The 17,103-nt window shown below is 72.3% G+C and carries 15 protein-coding genes; 11 read left to right on the forward strand and 4 right to left on the reverse strand.

Translation table 11 applies throughout. The features are described 5' to 3' along the window. Positions 1-60: 60 nt before the first annotated feature. On the forward strand, positions 61-1,209 hold the full coding sequence (locus ABT294_RS40520) for a sensor histidine kinase (protein ID WP_350811762.1): 1,149 nt from the start codon (positions 61-63) through the stop codon (positions 1,207-1,209). Then, entirely contained in the window at positions 1,206-1,871 is a 666-nt protein-coding gene (locus tag ABT294_RS40525) for a response regulator (protein WP_350811763.1), read from the forward strand. The genes ABT294_RS40520 and ABT294_RS40525 overlap by 4 nt, the downstream gene beginning before the upstream one ends. A 3-nt stretch (positions 1,872-1,874) precedes the next feature. On the opposite strand, the gene ABT294_RS40530 is transcribed toward ABT294_RS40525, so the two are convergent. Beyond that, entirely contained in the window at positions 1,875-3,056 is a 1,182-nt protein-coding gene (locus ABT294_RS40530; RefSeq protein ID WP_350811764.1) for a cytochrome P450, read from the reverse strand. 147 nt (positions 3,057-3,203) lie between these two features. Here ABT294_RS40530 and ABT294_RS40535 point away from each other — a divergent pair, with 147 nt between their 5' ends. The 7 genes from ABT294_RS40535 (at position 3,204) to ABT294_RS40565 (ending at position 11,320) form a co-directional block, all read left to right on the forward strand. After that, positions 3,204-4,712 carry a peptide MFS transporter gene (locus tag ABT294_RS40535; RefSeq protein ID WP_350811765.1) on the forward strand — a complete coding sequence of 503 codons (1,509 nt, stop codon included), beginning with the start codon at positions 3,204-3,206 and terminating at the stop codon, positions 4,710-4,712. Continuing rightward, positions 4,709-5,725, forward strand: coding sequence for a methyltransferase (locus ABT294_RS40540; protein WP_350811766.1), 1,017 nt, complete (start codon positions 4,709-4,711; stop codon positions 5,723-5,725). Before ABT294_RS40535 ends, ABT294_RS40540 begins: the two co-directional genes overlap by 4 nt. Next, positions 5,722-7,197, forward strand: coding sequence for an FAD-dependent monooxygenase (locus tag ABT294_RS40545; protein WP_350811767.1), 1,476 nt, complete (start codon positions 5,722-5,724; stop codon positions 7,195-7,197). Before ABT294_RS40540 ends, ABT294_RS40545 begins: the two co-directional genes overlap by 4 nt. Positions 7,198-7,279: 82 nt before the next feature. Beyond that, positions 7,280-8,803 carry an MFS transporter gene (locus tag ABT294_RS40550; protein ID WP_350811768.1) on the forward strand — a complete coding sequence of 508 codons (1,524 nt, stop codon included), beginning with the start codon at positions 7,280-7,282 and terminating at the stop codon, positions 8,801-8,803. Continuing rightward, positions 8,748-9,005 (forward strand): acyl carrier protein, encoded by a 258-nt coding sequence (locus ABT294_RS40555; protein WP_350811769.1) that lies wholly within the window; start codon positions 8,748-8,750, stop codon positions 9,003-9,005. Before ABT294_RS40550 ends, ABT294_RS40555 begins: the two co-directional genes overlap by 56 nt. Before the next feature lie 90 nt (positions 9,006-9,095). Continuing rightward, on the forward strand, positions 9,096-10,358 hold the full coding sequence (locus tag ABT294_RS40560) for a cytochrome ubiquinol oxidase subunit I (protein ID WP_350811770.1): 1,263 nt from the start codon (positions 9,096-9,098) through the stop codon (positions 10,356-10,358). A gap of 11 nt (positions 10,359-10,369) precedes the next feature. Continuing rightward, positions 10,370-11,320, forward strand: coding sequence for a cytochrome d ubiquinol oxidase subunit II (locus ABT294_RS40565; protein WP_350811771.1), 951 nt, complete (start codon positions 10,370-10,372; stop codon positions 11,318-11,320). A gap of 107 nt (positions 11,321-11,427) precedes the next feature. Here the strand turns inward: ABT294_RS40565 and mppR are convergent, their stop codons facing one another. After that, positions 11,428-12,204 carry an enduracididine biosynthesis enzyme MppR gene (gene mppR / locus ABT294_RS40570; RefSeq protein ID WP_350811772.1) on the reverse strand — a complete coding sequence of 259 codons (777 nt, stop codon included), beginning with the start codon at positions 12,202-12,204 and terminating at the stop codon, positions 11,428-11,430. Between the two features lie 101 nt (positions 12,205-12,305). Here mppR and ABT294_RS40575 point away from each other — a divergent pair, with 101 nt between their 5' ends. Then, entirely contained in the window at positions 12,306-13,565 is a 1,260-nt protein-coding gene (locus ABT294_RS40575; protein WP_350811773.1) for a sensor histidine kinase, read from the forward strand. Next, a complete protein-coding gene (locus ABT294_RS40580) occupies positions 13,553-14,200 on the forward strand; it encodes a response regulator transcription factor (RefSeq protein WP_350811774.1) in 648 nt (215 codons plus the stop codon). Before ABT294_RS40575 ends, ABT294_RS40580 begins: the two co-directional genes overlap by 13 nt. Here the strand turns inward: ABT294_RS40580 and ABT294_RS40585 are convergent. Next, positions 14,197-16,179: an FtsX-like permease family protein gene (locus tag ABT294_RS40585; RefSeq protein ID WP_350811775.1), complete on the reverse strand. Its 1,983-nt coding sequence runs from the start codon at positions 16,177-16,179 to the stop codon at positions 14,197-14,199. The genes ABT294_RS40580 and ABT294_RS40585 overlap by 4 nt on opposite strands. Further along, positions 16,176-16,925, reverse strand: a complete 750-nt coding sequence (locus ABT294_RS40590; protein ID WP_350811776.1) for an ABC transporter ATP-binding protein — start codon at positions 16,923-16,925, stop codon at positions 16,176-16,178. The genes ABT294_RS40585 and ABT294_RS40590 overlap by 4 nt, the downstream gene beginning before the upstream one ends. Positions 16,926-17,103: the final 178 nt, after the last annotated feature.

The following is a 17,103-nucleotide window of genomic DNA, read 5'->3' on the forward strand; positions in this document are numbered from 1 at the left end:
GTGTTGGTGCGGGCTTCCAGGCTCCGTCGAGAGGCGCTGAAGGGGACTTACAGTGTCGGTATGATCCGCCGAATCCCGAAGGACGCCATGCTGGTGGCGGGGGTCATCGCGATCACCCTGGGCGGCACCGTCCTCATCTCCAGCGAGTCGCCGCCCGGTCCGCTGCCGCTGTGGCTGGGCTTCGTCCTGCTCGCCGTGACGTCGTTGCCCCTGCTGGTCCGGCAGACCAGGCCGGTGGCGACGGTCGTGGCCGTGGTCACAGGTGCACTGCTCTACCAGGCTCTCGACTTCCCGGGTGGCGCTTCGACGATTCCACCGGCGATCGCGTTGTTCACCGCGTTGACCGTTGGCTACCGCGTCCTGGCGGTCTCCGCGACGCTGGTGTGGGTGGCGGGGACGCTGGCGCTGGGCTGGGTCGGCACGCGACCGCCGGGCGTGCAGGGCACGATCTGGTTCGTGACCAGCCTGGTGGCGATCATCATCTTGGGTGAGATGTCCCGCCACCGCCGCGAGCAGCTGATCGCCGAGCGCGAGCGGGTGACGCAGGCCGAGCACGCCCGCGAAGAGGAGGCCAAGCGCCGGGTCACCGAGGAGCGGCTGCGCATCGCCCGCGAGTTGCACGACCTGCTGGCCCACAGCATCTCGGTGATCAACTTGCAGGCGGGCGTCTCGGAGCACCTCATCGACCGCGACCCCGAGCAGGCGCGCCGGGCGCTCGGCGACATCCGCCGGGTGAGCAAGGAGGTCCTGGTCGAGCTGCGCGGCGCGCTCGGGGTCCTGCGCGACGCGGGCGAGGGCGAGGAGCCGCTCGCGCCCACCCCGGGCATGGACCGCCTTCCCGAGCTGGTACGGCGGGCGAAGACGGGCGGCATCGAAGTGGTGCTCGACCTGCCGGAGGACGGCCAGGAGCTACCCAAGAGCGTCGATCTCGCCGTTTACCGTATCGTGCAAGAGGCGTTGACCAATATCATCAAGCACGCCCGAGCCGCCCGCGCCGAGGTGTCGATCCGCAGGGAGGCGGGCGACTTGCTGATCGAGGTGCGCGACGACGGCGTCGGCTGGGCAGAGGGGGCGTCGGAGGAGGGGAACGGCCTGGTGGGCATGCGCGAGCGGGCGATGTCGCTGAACGGCTCCTTCGCTGCGGGCTTGGCCCCCGAGGGCGGCTTCCGAGTGGAGGCCAGGCTGCCCGTAAGGGGGCTGGCGGCGTGATCAAGGTGGTGCTGGCCGACGACCAGCCGCTGATCAGGGCGGGCCTGCGCGCGCTGCTCCACTTCGAGCCGGACATCGAGGTGGTGGGCGAGGCCGACAACGGCCGCCACGCCGTGGAGCTGGCCACAACCCTCAAACCGGACATCGTCCTGATGGACGTGCGCATGCCGGACATGGACGGCATCGAGGCCACCCGCCGTATCGCCGAGACCCCCCGCCTGGACGGCGTGCGCGTGGTCATCCTGACCACGTTCGAGCTGGACGAGTACGTCTTCAAGAGCCTGCGCGCCGGCGCCAGCGGCTTCCTCGTCAAGGACACCGAGCCGGCGATGCTGCTGCAGGCGATCCGAGTGGTGGTCGAGGGCGACGCGCTGCTGACCCCCGGCGTGACCAGGCGCCTCATCGACGAGTACGCCGCCAAGTCCACCGACGACCGCCCGACCCCCGAGCTGGACGTGCTGACCGACCGCGAGCGGGAGGTGGTGGCGCTGGTCGCGGCGGGCCTGTCCAACAAGGAGATCGCCGAGCGCATGGTGGTCAGCCCGGCGACCGCGAAGACGCACGTCAGCCGGGCCATGGTCAAGCTCGGGGCGCGCGACCGGGCCCAGCTCGTGGTGATCGCTTTCGAGTCCGGCTTGGTCACGCCCCGCAAACGGCGCTGAGCCTCACCACGTCACGGGCAGCTCGGGCAAGCCGCGGATGAGATGCCCGCCCTGCGCACGCAGCTCCTCCACGGGTACGGCCGGCCGTACGGAAGGCAGCCCCCTCAGCAGCCCGGCCACGGCCAGCTCCAGCTCCATCCGGGCCAGGCGCGCCCCCAGGCAGTAGTGCATCCCGTGCCCGAAGGTCAGGTGCGGATTGTCCGCGCGTCCGATGTCGAAGACGTCGGGGTCGTGGAAGACGCTCGGGTCCCGGTTGGCCGCCGAGATGGCCGGGAGCAACGCCTCACCCGCCGTGATGGTGACATTTCCGAGTTTGACGTCTTCGGTGGCTACCCGGAGCAACCCGCCACCCGTGGTCAGCGCGTTGTACCGCAGCAGCTCGTCCACCGCGGACGGCAGCAACCCGGGATCGGCGCGCAACCGCTCCAGCTCGGCCGGATGCCGGAAGAGGACCAGGAACGACAGCGCGATCTCGCTGGCCGTGCTGAGGAACCCGCCGGTCAGCACCGTGGCGCCCAGCATGACCAGCTCCTCCTCGCTGAGCCGGTCGCCCGAGTCGCGCATCTCGATGAGCTCGCTGACGAGGTCGTCACGCGGCTCCGAACGCCGTGAAGCGATCAGCCCGGACAGGTACTCCTTCAGCTCCGCCCGCGTGGCCGCCACCTTCTCCGGCGGGTACTGCGTGAGGCTGAGCAGGATGTCCACGAACCCGGCGATCGTGTCCCGGTCGCTCGCGGGCACCCCGAGCAGCTCGCAGATGACCGTGATCGGCAGCCGCCTGGCGAACGTCGAGACCAGGTCGGCGGGCGGCCCCGCCTCCTTCAGCGCGGCCACGAGCAGGTCCACCTCACGCTCGATGACCGGCCGCAACGCCGCGGTCCTGCGGTTGTTGAAGGCCGGTGACACCAGCCGCCGCAGCCGCGTGTGCTCGGGCGGATCCATGCTGAACATCGAGTTCGGATCCGGCGGGATGGGCTGCAGGCGGGGCGCGCCGGGCAGCGTCGTGGCCGCGCGGCTGAAGCGCTGGTCGCCCATCACCGTCTTGTTGTCGTCGTAGGTGGTGACCAGCCAGGCGGTGTCGCCGGTCGGGAAGGTCACCTTGCTGACCGGCTCCTCCCGCCTGAGCTGGTCGAACTCGGGCGCCGGCTCGCCGGGCACCCGGGGGACGAAGGGGAATCTGCGCATGCCCCAGCCATACCGGGCCGCCGTCGAGCGCGTGTTGAGCGGCGCTGGAGACGACTCGGGCACCAAGACGCCACAAACCCGGCACAAGATCCGGGTGCCAGCATCGCTGCCGACGGACCGGCCTCCGAGCGACGGGAGTAGATGCCCATGGCGCCTTCGCTGCTTCCCTGGCGGCAGCCGCGCTGGTTCAGCACGCTGTTCATGACCGACCTGTGGGAGCGATTCAGCTTCTTCGGGATGATGGCCATCCTCTTCCTCTACGCCACCAGCCCCGGCGGGCTCGCCATGCCGCCGGGCAGCGCGGGCGCGCTGGTCGGCCTGTACATCTCGCTCACGTTCGTGGCGTCGGTGCCGGGCGGCTGGCTGGGCGACCGGGTCTTCGGGCCGCAGCGCGCGGTCCTGACCGGCGCGGTGCTCATCGCCTGCGGCCACCTGACGCTGGTGATCCCGGTTGAGCCGACGTTCTACCTCGGCATCGCGCTGATCGCCGCGGGCACCGGCCTGCTCAAGCCCAACCTGTCGGCTCTGATCGGTGCGTTCTGCCCACCCGGGCAGGCGGCCGAGCGGGAGGCGGCCTTCTCCGTGTTCTTCGTCAGCATCCAGCTCGGCGCGCTGCTCGCGCCCCTGGTCACCGGCTTCGTCGGGGAGAGCGTGGACTGGCACCTCGGCTTCGGCACCGCAGCGGTCGGCATGGGCGTCGGCATCGCCGTCTTCGCCCGGGGGCGCAAGCACCTGGGGGAGATCGGCCGCACGCCCAGCCATCCCGCGGACCCGGCCACGCTCCGGCGCCTGCGGCTCTGGGGTTCGGTCGTGAGCGCCGTCGTGGCGGCGGGGTTGATCGCCGCCGCCCTCAACGGCGTGCTGCGGGTCGAGCTGCTCGTGGCCGTGGTGGGTCTGCTGGTGCTCGTCGCGCCGCTGCCGTACTCACGGGTGATCAGCAAGGGGGCGTCGGCGGAGGAGAGGGTACGGCTGCGTGCCTACGCCTGGGTCTTCTTCACCACGATCGTGCTGTTCCTGCTCGTCAGCCAGAGCAACTCGGTGCTCAACCACTTCGCCGCGGTCTCGACCGACCGGCAGGTGGGCTCCTTCCTGATCCCGGCCAGCTGGTTCAACTCGTTGCACCCGTTGTTCGTGCTGCTGGTCGCGCCGGTGCTGGCCCGGGTGTGGAGCGGGCCGGCGGGGCGACTGGCCGTACCGGTGAAGCTGGCGGCGGGGCTGGTGATCGCGGCCGTCAGCTTCCTGCTCATGGTCTTCGCCGTGCAGAGCCCGGCGGCCTCGCCGCTGTGGCTGGTAGCGGTCTACCTGACGCTGTCGACCGGCGAGCTGATCATCGGCACGGTCGGGCTCGGGGTGACCGCCCAGGTCGCGCCGCCCGGAGCCACCAGCCAGCTCATGGGCCTGTGGTGGCTGGCCGGCGCGGTGGGCGCCGTCATCGGCGGCCAGCTCGCCCGCCTCGCCATGCCGGGCGCGGGCCCAGGCGCCGGCGGCGAGCAAGGCCCTGCCACGGCCGAGCCCCTGTACTTCCTCGCGCTCACGATCCTGCCCCTTCTGGTCGCGGCCGTGCTCGTGCTGGCCCGCGCCCGCATCGCCGCCCGGCTGCGTCCGGGCCCCAAGAACCCGTCCTTCCAGCTCACCACCGATGGAGGTCCCCAATGACCAGCGAGATGACCGCGCCTGCCGTCAGCGCAGAGCCGCTGTGGCGGCTGGGCACGGCCTACTTCAGCCGCAAGACGGTGCTGACCGCGGCCGAGTTCGGCGTCTTCACCACCCTGTCCGGCGCGCCCGCCTCGGCCGACGAGCTGGCCGAGCGGCTGGAGCTGCACCCGCGCGGCGCCCGCGACTTCTTCGACACGCTCGTCGCGCTCGGCATGCTGACCCGCGTGGGCGGGGTCTACCACAACACGCCGCTGGCCGAGCACTACCTCAACGCCGAGCGCGCCTCCTACGTGGGCGCCTTCCTCAGCACCGCCGACGCCCGCTGGGACAAGCTCGTCGACGCGCTGAAGACCGGCGATCCGCAGAACCGGTGGGGCGCGGGCGCGCAGATGTTCACCGAGCAGTACCGCACCACCGCGGCCTGGCGGAACTTCACCGCCGGCATGGACTACCTCAACGGCATGATCGGCCCGGTGCTCGCCGAGGCGTTCGACTGGTCCACGGTGCGCTCGTTCGTGGACGTCGGCGGCGCGCGCGGCAACCTGGCCGCCGCCATCCTGCGGGCGCACCCGGACATCGAGGCGGGCGTTCTCGATCTACCGGACGTCGCGCCGGTCTTCGAGGAGCACATGGCCGAGCTCGGCCTCACCGGGAAGATCACCTTCCACCCGGGCAACTTCTTCGAGGACCCGATGCCGGACGCGCAGGCGCTGGTGATGAGCCACGTCCTGCACGACTGGGGAGTGGAGGAACGCGAGCAGCTCGTGGCCGCCGCCTACCGGGCGCTGCCCTCCGGCGGCGTCCTGCTCATCGTCGACCCGATGATCGACGACGACCGTCAGGGCCCGGCCGGGGCGCTGCTGACCAGCCTCAACATGCTCATGGTCACCCCGCACGGCTCGGAGTACACGCGGGCCGACTGCCGCTCGTGGCTGGAGAAGGCCGGGTTCACCGGCTTGACCGAGACCGACCTCGGCACCCACAACACCCTCATCACCGCCCGCAAGTCATGACCGAGACCGAGGTTCTGATCGTCGGCGGCGGCGTCGTCGGCCTGTCGGCCGCCGCCTTCCTGTCCTGGCACGGCGTCTCCTGCCGGCTGGTCGAGCGCCGCGCCGACCTGTCCATCCATCCCCGGGCCCGCGGCTTCAACCCACGCGCGGTCGAGCTGCTGCGGCAGATCGGCCTGGAGCCCGAGGTGCTGAAGGCCAGCGAAGGCTTCGCCGGGCACACGATGCGCGCCCGCGTAGAGAGCCTGACCGGCAAGGAGCTCTTCCGCGCCGACCTACCCACCGCCACCGACCTCGACCGGCTCAGCCCCTCGCCGTGGGCGCTGTGCAGCCAGGACCGGCTGGAGCCGCTGCTGCGCGCGCACGCCGCCAAGCTGGGCGCGGACCTGGCCTTCGGCGTCGAGCTGACCGCCTTCGAGCAGGACGCCGACGGCGTCACCGCCACCGTGCGCAGCCGCGCCGACGGCTCGACCGAGCGCATCAGGGCCACGTACCTGATCGGCGCCGACGGCGTGCGCAGCCGGGTCAGGCAGCGGCTGGGCATCGCGCTCAAGGGCACGCCCGCGCTGCTGCGCCAGCTCAGCATCGTCTTCAAGGCCGACCTGCGCGAGCACCTCGGCGATCGTCGCTTCGCCATCTGCCAGGTGGTCAACGACACCGTCGAGGGGTTGCTCGTCCACGACGACACGCTCACGCAGGGCACGCTCTACATCCAGTACGACCCGGCCAAGGGGCAGAACGCGGCCGACTACCCGTGGCCGCGCTGCGAGCAACTGGTCAGGGCGGCTGTCGGCGCGCCCGACCTGCCGGTGCGGATCCTCGACACCCAGTCGTGGGAGCTGTCCGCGCTGACCGCCACCGGGTACGGCGAGGGCCGCGTGTTCCTCGCCGGGGACGCGGTGCACGTGATGCCGCCGGTCGGCGGCTTCGGGGCCAGCACCGGGATCCAGGACGCGCACAACCTGGCCTGGAAGCTGGCGTACGTGCTGCGCGGGAAGGCCGGGGTGGAACTGCTGGACAGCTACGAGGCCGAGCGGGCGCCGGTGGCGGAGTTCACCGTGGAGCAGTGTCTGAAGCGGGTGACCTCGGGGACCGGGTTCGGCCGCCCGCCGGCGGACGCCGGGCTGGTGGACGATCTGACGCTCACGCTGGGGTTCCGCTACACGGCGGGGGATCCGTCCACGCCGTCGGGAGAGCCGGGGACCAGGGCGCCGCATGTGCCGCTGGCCGACGGCAGATCGACGCTGGACCTGTTCGGGCGGGAGATGTGCCTGCTGGCGGGTGCAGGGTGGCGCGCAGCCGTACCGGATGTGGAGACGCACGTCATGACCGAGCCCGAGTGGGCGGCGCGTTACGGCGTGAGCGATCACGGCGCGGTGCTGGTCAGGCCCGACGGAATCGTGGCCTGGCGTGGAAACGCCCCCGCGGAGCTGCCAGGCGTGCTCGCGCGGACCCTGTGCCGGGACACGGGGTGAATGGCGTGATCATGCGCTTCTTGGAGGAGATCGCCAGATCCGGCGTCTTCTGGATCTGGACACCGGTGCCGGAGGACGAGGAATGAGCCGCCAGAGCGTGGCGCTGCCGCTGGTCGCGGTCGCGCTGGCGCAGTTCCTGGCGATGGTGGACCTCAACATCACCGCCACCGCCCTGCCCGCCATCGTCGGCGAGTTCGGCCGGCTCGACCTGTTCGCCTGGGTCACCACCGGCGCCGTGCTCGCCTCCACCGTCACCACCCCGCTCTACGGCAAGCTCAGCGACGTCCTCGGCCGCAAGCAGGTGTTCATCCTGGCGCTGGGCCTGCTGACCGCCGGGTCCGTGCTGTGCGCCCTGGCCCAGTCGATGCCCCAGCTCGTGCTCTTCCGCATCGTGCAAGGCGTCGGCGCGGGCGGCCTGATGGTCTCGGCGATGGCCATCTACGCCGAGCTGCTCACCCCCGAGCAGCGCATGCGCTCGCAGATCTGGTTCGCCACCACGCTGAACGCCTCGGCGGCGATCAGTCCCTTCCTGGGCGGCGTCATCACCGACTGGATCGGCTGGCGCTGGACGTTCTGGCTGAGCGTGCCGGTCGCGCTGCTCGCGGTCGCGCTGCTCGCCGGGACCAAGCTGCTGCCGCGGCCCGGCGCGCCGGCCCGCATCGACTACCTGGGCGCGGCGCTGCTTGGCGGCGTCTGCACCTGCCTGGTGCTGGTCAGCAGCTGGGCTGGGGTGACCCACGCGTGGGGCTCGCCGGTCATCGTCGGCCTCGGCGCGGCGGCCGCGGTGCTGGTGATCGCCTGGCTGCGGGTGGAGCGCCGTGCCGAGCAGCCGATCATCCCGCTGCGGTTGTTCCGCGACCCGGTGCTCGTCGTGGCCAACGCGCAGGGCTTCATCACCGGCCTGACGATGTTCGCCGCGGTCACGTTCCTGCCGCTGCTCATGGTGGCGCGCGGCGAGACGGCCACCGGCGCCGGGCTGGCGCTGATCCCGCTGACGGCGGGCTCGCTGATCGTCTCGCTGGGCGGCAGCCCGCTCATGGCGCGCGCCGGACGGCCGCAGGTGTTCGCCGTGCTCGGCGGCCTCCTGCTGGTCGGCGGGCTGGCCGGGCTGGCGGTGACGAGCGGGCAGGCCATGACGGTCTGCGCGATCGTCTTCGGCATCGGGCTGGCGTTGATCTTCCAGGTCTACTCGGTGGCGGTCATGAACCACGCGCCCCGCCGCGACCTGGGCTCGGCGATCGGGCTGCAGTCGCTCAGCCGCCAGCTCGGCGGCACGCTCGGGCTGGCCGCGCTCAGCAGCGTCTTCCGCTCGCGGCTGGCCGAGGAGCTGACCGCCCGCGTGCCCGAGCACCTGCGAGCCCAGGCCACCGCCGCCGCGGGCGACCCGGAGACGGTCAGCGCCCTGCCCGAGACGCTGCGCGCGGCGGTCACCGGCGGCTACGGCGCGGCACTCACGCTCACCCTGCTCATCGCCGCCGCCTGCGCGGCCGCCGGGCTGCTCGCAGCCCTCCTGCTGCGACTTCCATCACCACCGTTGAAAGGGAGCGACCATGATCGTGTTCACACTGGACGACCTGCGGCGCATCATGAGGGAGGCAGCCGGTGAAGGAGAGTCCGTCGACCTGGACGGCGACATCCTCGACACGCCTTTCGCCGACCTGGACTACGACTCGCTGGCCGTACTGGAGATGACCGTGCGCGTCGAGCGCGAGTTCGGCGTCAAGCTGGGCGACGACGAGGTCGGTGGCGTCAAGCTGCCGCGCGAGTTCATCGAACTCGTCAACGACCGCCTACAGCCGGGGGAGTAGACCAACCGCCCGACTGCGTCCGCCGGCGTAGGCGGGCAACCTCCCGCCGGCGGACGCCCCTTCCGACCCGGACTGACAGGCTGGTGAATCATGGACAACCTGCTGTTGTCGAGGCTGCAGTTCGCGACGACCACCTCGATCCACTTCCTCTTCGTCACGCTGACGCTGGGGCTGGTGTTGTTCGTCGCGGGCATGCAGACCGCGTACACGATCACCGGGAACCCGGTCTATCGCCGCATGACGAAGTTCTGGGGCAAGATCTACGTGGTCAACTACGCGGTCGGCATCGTCACGGGCCTCGTGATGGAGTTCCAGTTCGGGCTGAACTGGAGCGGGCTGTCGAAGGTGACGGGCAACGTCTTCGGCGTGCCGCTGGCCCTGGAGACGCTCATCGCCTTCTTCGCCGAGGCCACCTTCCTCGGCATGTGGATCTTCGGCTGGGACCGCATCCGCAGGAGCGTCCATCTGGCGCTGATCTGGCTGGTGGCGCTCACCGCCTACGCCTCGACGTTCTGGATCATGGTGGCCAACTCGTTCCTGCACCATCCTGTGGGCTTCGAGATGCGCGGCGACCAGGCCTATCTCACCGACTTCTCCGCGCTGCTGACCAACAGCAGCCTCATCAACACGCTTCTGCACGTGATCTCCGCCGCCGTGCTGGCCGGTGGACTGTTCGTGGCGGGCGTGAGCGCGTGGCACTTCATCAAGCGCACGCAGGAGGCGGACCTCTTCCGCCGCTCGATGCGCTGGGGGCTGATCGTCGCCCCGATCGGCGCGTTCTCGATCATCCACTGGGGCTTCCTGCAGGAGGTGGTGATCGAGCAGACGCAGCCGGCCAAGCTGGCGCAGATGTATCAGGAGCCGGACCGGATCGCCGCCGCGCAGCAGGCCATGGCCCAGCAGTTCGGGCCCGGTGACTGGGCGCCGCCGTCGTGGATCGCGGTGCCGTACCAGATCATGATGAACGGCGCGTTCGTGATGGCGCTCATCCTGCTCATCTGCCTGATCCTGCTGATCCGCAACTGGGTGGTGCGGCTGCGCGTGCCGCTGTATGTGCTGGTGGTCATGGTGCCACTGCCGTTCGTGGCGGTGATCGCCGGCTGGCTGGTGCGCGAGGTCGGCCGCCAGCCGTGGACCGTCTACGGCTTGCTCACCACCGAGAACGCCGTCTCCGATCTCCCGGCCGCCGTCGTGCTGCTGTCCTTCGTCGGGTTCACGCTGGTGCTCGGCACGCTGGCGGTCGTGGACTACATGCTGATCGCGCGTTTCATCCGCAAAGGCCCGGACGATGAGCTGTTCGGCTCCACCCTCGAGCGCGCTGCCGCTGAGCGACCGGCCGCCCACAGCTTCTGAAGGAGAAGATCATGGACCTCCTCTGGCCGATCCTGCTGGGCCTGCTGTTCGCCGGATACTTCGTGGTGGACGGCTTCGACATCGGCTCGGGCCTGCTGCTGCGCCGCCTGGGCCGCTCCGAATACGAACGGCGCGCGGTGCTGACCTCCATCGGCCCGTTCTTCCTCGGCAACGAGGTGTGGCTGGTCGCCGTCGGCGGCGTGCTGGCCGGAGCCTTCCCGCTGATGAAGGATCACCTGCTGGGCGGGCTCTACCTGCTGATCGTGGCCGGGCTGCTCATCTGGGTGGTGCGTGACGCGGCCATCTGGTTCCGCAGCCGCCGCCCGTCGCCGCGCTGGCGCTCCGGCTGGGACGCGGTGCTCGGGGGCTCCAGCGGGGTGTTCGCGGTCTTCTGGGGGCTCCTGGTCGGCGCGCTGCTGACCGGCCCGCCGCCGCTGACCGACCGCTGGCTCACGGCCGGGATCAACGCGGCCGTGTGGGCGGTGGCGATGGTGCTGGTCTTCACCACCCACGGCGCCGTCTTCCTGGCCGTCCGCCTGCCCGCCGACCTCGCCGTCCTTGCCGCCGCCACGGCCACGCGGTTGTCGCGGCCCGCCGCCGGACTGCTCGCGCTCGCCGCGCTCGCCCAGGTGCTCCTGTCCGGCGCGAGCCTGACCGCCGGGGCGCCCATGGTCGCGCTTGGCCTGCTCGCCGCGCTCGCCCTCGTCGCCGCACCCAGCGCCCTCGCCAAGTCGCGGTACGGCGCGGCCGTCGCGCTGACCGCCTTCGCGGCGGCGGCCCCGGCGCTGATGACCGGGCTGCGCCTGGCCGAAAGCGTGTCGGACGTCACCGCGGACGTGGCCACGCTCAACGTGCTGGGCGGTTTCCTGGCCGTGCTGGTGCCGGTGCTGGCGCTGATGCAGGGCTGGATGTGGTGGACGTTCCGCCGCCGCGTGGACTCGGGGACGGTGGTGTTCTTCTGACCCGCCCTCAATACCTGTCCGGGCGGCGGCTTCCGCCCCGTTCCCGCCGCCCGGACACGCCACTGCCCCGGGACGCGCGCATGGCGTCCCGGGGCAGTCGGGCGCCCTCACCCCAGCCGGCGCCCGCCGACCAGCGTCTCGGCGTAGGTGAAGGCGTAGCCCGCGCCCACCTCGACCGGAGCCAGCGAGGCCAGGTCCGGGTCAGCGCTGGGGAAGAACCGGAACTCGCCCGCCCCGCGCCACACCGGCCCGAACTCCACATCCGACACCTCGGAGGAGACGAGCTGGTGCAGCGGCTTCTCACCCGGCACCCAGGCCGGGAAGTAGCGGCTGTGCACCAGCGGCACCGCGTGCAGGTGCGGCGGCTCGCCCTGCTCGGCCAGCGTGACCGAGACCTCGGCCACCCGCCGGTCGCGCACCGCGAGGCCGGCGGCGAAGCGCCCGCCCGCGGCCATGCGCGGCCCCGCCCGCCCCACCTGGACCGGCCGGGTCATGTGCACCGAGCCGAACTGCTTCGGCATGCCCTGCACCCAGCCGCGCATCAGCGGCACCGCCTGGTCCACCCACGCGTAGGGGGCGCGGGCCATCGGCTCGCCGCCGAACGTGCAGCCCAGCAGGATCAGGAACTCCGAGAACCGGCAGCCCGCCGGGTCGTCGAGCTCCGCGCCGTTCGCCGAGCACCACTGCCACTCCGCGAACACCGCTGCCGCGGCACCCGGGTCAGGCCCGAGCTCCAGCTCGGGCGGCAGGAAGCGGGCGGCGGCGGCGGGGTCGACGCGGTAGTCGACCATGACCACCTCGCCGGAGAAGAACCACGGCGGACAGGTGAGGGAGGAGGAGGCTCCGGACGGGGACAGCGGCAGGGAATACCCGGTCAACGTCATGCCGAGCAGCCTAAGAAGCGCCTCGGAGATGGGCAATGAGCCTCCAGCCCGCCTGGCGCGCGCCTCTAACCAGGCTCAATTCCCTCATTAGGATGAGGATCATGGGCATCGAGGGCGGGCCGTGGGAGGGGCTGGTCAAGGCACCGCTGCGGGTTCCGCTCTCCTCCCGGCCCTGGCGTTCGGCCGCCTATCTGCTGAGCGGCTTCGTCGTCGCCGTCGTCTGGCTCGCCGGGACGCTCGTGTTGCTCGCCGTCGGCGTCGTGACCGTGCCCATCGTGGTGGGCGTGCCGCTGCTGCGGCTGCTGCCGCGCTGGGCCGAGGCGCTCGGCCGGGTGGAGCGCGCCCGGCTGCGCCTGGTGGACCGGCGGCCCGCACCCTCGCCCCACCAGGGCCGGCCGCTGCTACGGGAGGCGGCCACCTGGCGCGAGGCCGGCTACGGCCTGCTGCTGTGCCTGCTCGGCCCGCTCAGCGCCGTCGCGCTGCTGGTGCTCACGCTCCTGGTCGGCGGCCCGCTGCTGGCCCCGTTCTGGCGCTATCTGCCCGGCTCGCCGTCGGCCAACCCGTCCTGGCAGAAGGTCACCGCCGACCCCGCGCTCGCGTGGGGCGCGTCGGTGGCCGGGCTGGCACTGCTCGTCACGGCCGCCTACCTGGTGACCGCCGCCGCCGCGGCCGAGGCCGGGCTCGCCCGCACGTTGCTCACCGCGCCGCCGGAGCAGGAGCTGGAGCTGCGCCTCATCGAGGTGGACCGCTCGCGCGCCAGGCTCGCCGACGCCTTCGACAGCGAGCGCCGCCGCCTCGAACGCGACCTGCACGACGGCACCCAGCAGCGGCTCACCGGCCTGATCATGACGCTGGGGCTGGTCAAGATGGAGCTGCCCGGGGTCGACCCCGAGGCCAGGAAGCTGGTCGAGCGGGCCCACCGGGAGGCGAGGGAGACTCTGGAGGAGCTCCAGGCGCTCGTGCGCGGCATCCATCCGGCCATCCTCACCGACCGGGGGCTCGAAGGGGCGCTGGCCGAGGCGGCCGACCGGTGTCCGGTGCCGGTGACCGTACGCATGGAGACCTCGCACCAGCGCCCGCCCGAGTCGGTGGAGTCGGCGCTGTACTTCGCCGGCTGCGAGGCGCTCACCAACCTGGCCAAGCACAGCGGCGCGAGCCGCGCGGAGCTGCTGCTGCGCGACGCGCCCGGCCGTATCGTGCTCCAGGTCAGCGACGACGGCGCCGGCGGCGCCGACACCGGGGGCGGCACCGGCTTGATCGGGCTGGCCGACCGGGTGGCCGCGGTCGGCGGCACCGTCAGTCTGTCCAGTCCGATAGGCGGGGGAACGACCCTGCGCGTGGAGGTCGCATGGACGTCGTGATCGCGGACGACGCGGTGCTGCTGCGGGAGGGCCTGCGCCACATCCTGGAGCGCTTCGGCCACCGGGTGGTGGCCTCGGTCGGCGACGCTCCCACCCTGCTGGCCGCCGTGGACCGGCACCTGCCGGACGTCGCCGTCGTGGACGTGCGCATGCCGCCCGGCTTCCGCGACGAGGGCCTGCGTGCCGCGCTGCGCATCCGCACCGAGCACCCGAAGGTGGCGGTGCTGGTGTTGTCGCAGTACGTCGAGCGCTCCTACGCGCTGGAGCTGCTGGAGTCCGGCTCCGGGCGCGGCGTCGGCTACCTGCTGAAGAACCGGGTCGGCGAGATTGAGGACTTCATCGACGCGGTGACCAGGGTGGCCGCGGGCGGCACCGCCATCGACCCGGAGGTGGTGGTGCGCCTGCTGGAGAGCCGCCGCGACCACGACGGCCTGGAGCAGCTCACGCCGCGTGAGCGGGAGGTGCTGGCGCTGATGGCCGAGGGCAAGTCCAACAGTGCGATCGCCCGCGCGCTCGTGGTCACCGAGGCCGCGGTGCTCAAGCACGTGGGCAACATCTTCGCCAAGCTCCTGCTGGAGCCGAGCGACGCGGAGCACCGCCGTGTCGCGGCGGTGCTCCACTACCTCAAGGGCTAGGCCGCCGCTTCCGCGATGGACGTACGGCGCCCCAACACCGACACGGTGGGCACCAGCGCGGACACCAGCACCACCAGCACGCAGGCCAGCGCCACCAGCCCGGCCTCCGTCCACGGGAAGACGGTCGGCACCTGGAGCCCGAGCCCGGCCAGCACCCCGCGCAGCCCGAGCACCGCCACGACCGTGACGCCCGCGCCGAGCAGCACGCCGGTGGCGGCCACGCACAGCGCCTCCCACAGCGCCATCCGCAGCACCTGCGCCCGCCGCGCCCCCAGGAACATCAGCCGGGCGAACTCCCCGCGCCGCGCCCCGAACGACAGTGCCGAAGTGTTGGCCACCGCGATCAGCGTGTAGGCGACGGCGAAGGCGGCCAGCGCGATGGCGCCGATCCGCATGCCTTCCTGCCGCGCGCCGCTGACCAAGGCCATGATCTGCACGGTGTCGAACACCTTCAGCCGCGGCCAGCGCTTCTCCAGCTCGCCCCGGACCGCGCCGGGGTTGTCGGCGGCGACGTGCACCGCGCTCCACCCCACACGCGCGCCCGCGCCCTCGGCCTTCCCCTTTTCCACCAGCATCGACGTGGGGACGAGCAGGCCGCCGCCGAGCGGGGAGCCGTCGTAGACGGCTGCCAGCTCCGGCCGGGCCTTGGCGCCGCCGGGCAGCCCCAGCTCCAACCGCTCGCCGAGCTTCCAGCCCAGCGCGGCGGCCTGCCGCCGATCGGCCGCCACCGCACCGCCGCCACGCAGGGCCTCCAGGTCGCCCTCCACGTGGGACAGGTTCATGACCTGCCGCACTCCGGTCGGATCCACCCCTTGGGCGGGCACGGTCCGGACGGTCCGGTTGGCGAACACCTCCACCTCGCCGGAGGTCACCGGCACGGCCGCGTGCACGCCTGCGTGCCCGTTCAGCCACCGGACCACCTCCGCCTCGCCGGTCCCGGAGACGACCAGGTCCGAGCGCCACACCTGGCGGGCGTCGGCGGCCATCGCCTCGCCGAGCAGCGTGGTGCCGCCGAGCAACGAACCGGCCAGGCCCACCGTGATGAGCACGGGCGCGGCCGTGGCGGCGGTGCGCCGGGCGGCCATCCGCACGTTCTCCCTGGCCAGCTCGCCGGTCGCGGACGTCCAGCGGGCCAGCGGCGCGGCCACGAACGCGCTGGTCCAGGCGGCGAAGGCCGGGGACAGCAGTGCGAAGCCGATCACCAGCGGCATCGAGACGAACATGGTCAGCGGCATCCGCCCGTCCGGCGGCGCGACCGGCACCAGCGCCAGCATGCCGCCGCCGCAGGCCAGCGCGAGCAGCCCGCCCAGCCAGCGGCCCCTGCCGATAGGCCGGTCGGCGAGGGATGCGGCGCGCAGCGCCTCGACGGGACGGACGGCGGCGGCGCGGCGGGCGGCAGCGACGGTCGCGACCAGGCCGACCAGGACTCCGGCGGCGAAGCAGCCCGCCAGCGCCCCGGGCGACAGGCTCGGCGTGAAACCGGCGGGAAGCAGCTCCTGCGAGCGCAGCAACGCCGCCATCGCGGCCATGAGCGGGCCCGCGAGCAGCACGCCCACCAGCGAGGCCAGGACCGCGGCGAACGCGGACTCGGCCAGCACCATCCCCCGCACCTGGCCGGGCGCCGCGCCGACGGTCCGCAGCACGGCCAGCTCCTTGCGCCGCTGGGCGACGATGAAGGCGAACGTGCCGGCCACCACGAAGACGGTGACAAAGGCGCCGATCACCGACAGCATGACGAGCAGGGCGCCGGACTCCGACACGGCCCGCCGTACCGCTTCGGGGGCTTCAGGCGGGAGGGCGGAACCCGAGGCCAGCATCGAGGTGGCGGCGCCGGCGAAGGCGACGCCCAGGGCGAGCGCGATCACCGCGCCCGCGAAGCCCGAGACCCGCGAGCGCAGCGTCTGGGCGGCGACCGACAGCAGCGTGCGCAGGCGTACGCCGCGCCGCGCGGGCAGGGACGTGATCGTGGTGGTGGTCACGCCGCCCCCAGCTCGGACAGGCGGGCGGCGACCGCGCGGGAGGTGGGCTCGCGCAGCTCGTCCACCAGGCGGCCGTCGGACAGGAAGAGCACGCGGTCGGCGTGCGAGGCGGCGAACGGGTCGTGGGTGACCATGACGACGGTGTCGCCGCGCTCGTCCACCAGGCGGCGCAGCAGCGCCAGCACCTCGCGGCCCGACTTGCTGTCGAGCGCGCCGGTCGGCTCGTCGGCGAAGATCACCTCGGGCTGGGCGGCGATGGCGCGGGCGATGGCCACGCGCTGCTGCTGGCCGCCGGACAGCTCGGCCGGGCGGTGGCCCATGCGCTCGCCCAGGCCGACCAGCGTGAGCACCTCGCGGATCCACTCCTTCGGCGGGCGGCGGCCGGACAGGCGGATCGGGAGAGCCACGTTCTGGGCGGCGGTCAGCGAGGCGATGAGGTTGAAGGACTGGAAGACGAAGCCCAGCCGGTCGCGGCGCAGCTCAGTGCGCCGCCGCTCGGTGAGCTCGCCCAGGTCGACGTCGCCGATCAGCACCTTCCCGCCGGTCGGCTGGTCGAGTCCGGCGGTGCACTGCAGCAGCGTGGACTTGCCGGAACCTGACGGACCCATGATCGCGGTGAAGGAGCGGGAGGGGAAGGTGGTGCTGACCCCGCGCAACGCGGCGACCTCGTTGGGCGCCGTGCCATAGGTGCGACTCAGGTCGATCAGACGCACGGCGTCCGTGGTCACGGTTGCGGTGTGAGTCATGCCTCCAGTCAAGCGGCGGCGCGGTTCAAACACCCGGGCGGCGACGCTAGACCTGATGGTGGTGCCAGCACTACCACGCGCCTCCCAAGCGGACTGGCTCCCGTCTGGATCACGGCTACAGGCCGCGCCGAACAGGGGTTGCCACCATACCGGGGCAAGCGTCCCCGAATCGCGCGGA

Source organism: Nonomuraea sp. NPDC000554 (genome assembly GCF_040300065.1).
In the GTDB taxonomy this organism is placed as follows: Bacteria; Actinomycetota; Actinomycetes; order Streptosporangiales; family Streptosporangiaceae; genus Nonomuraea.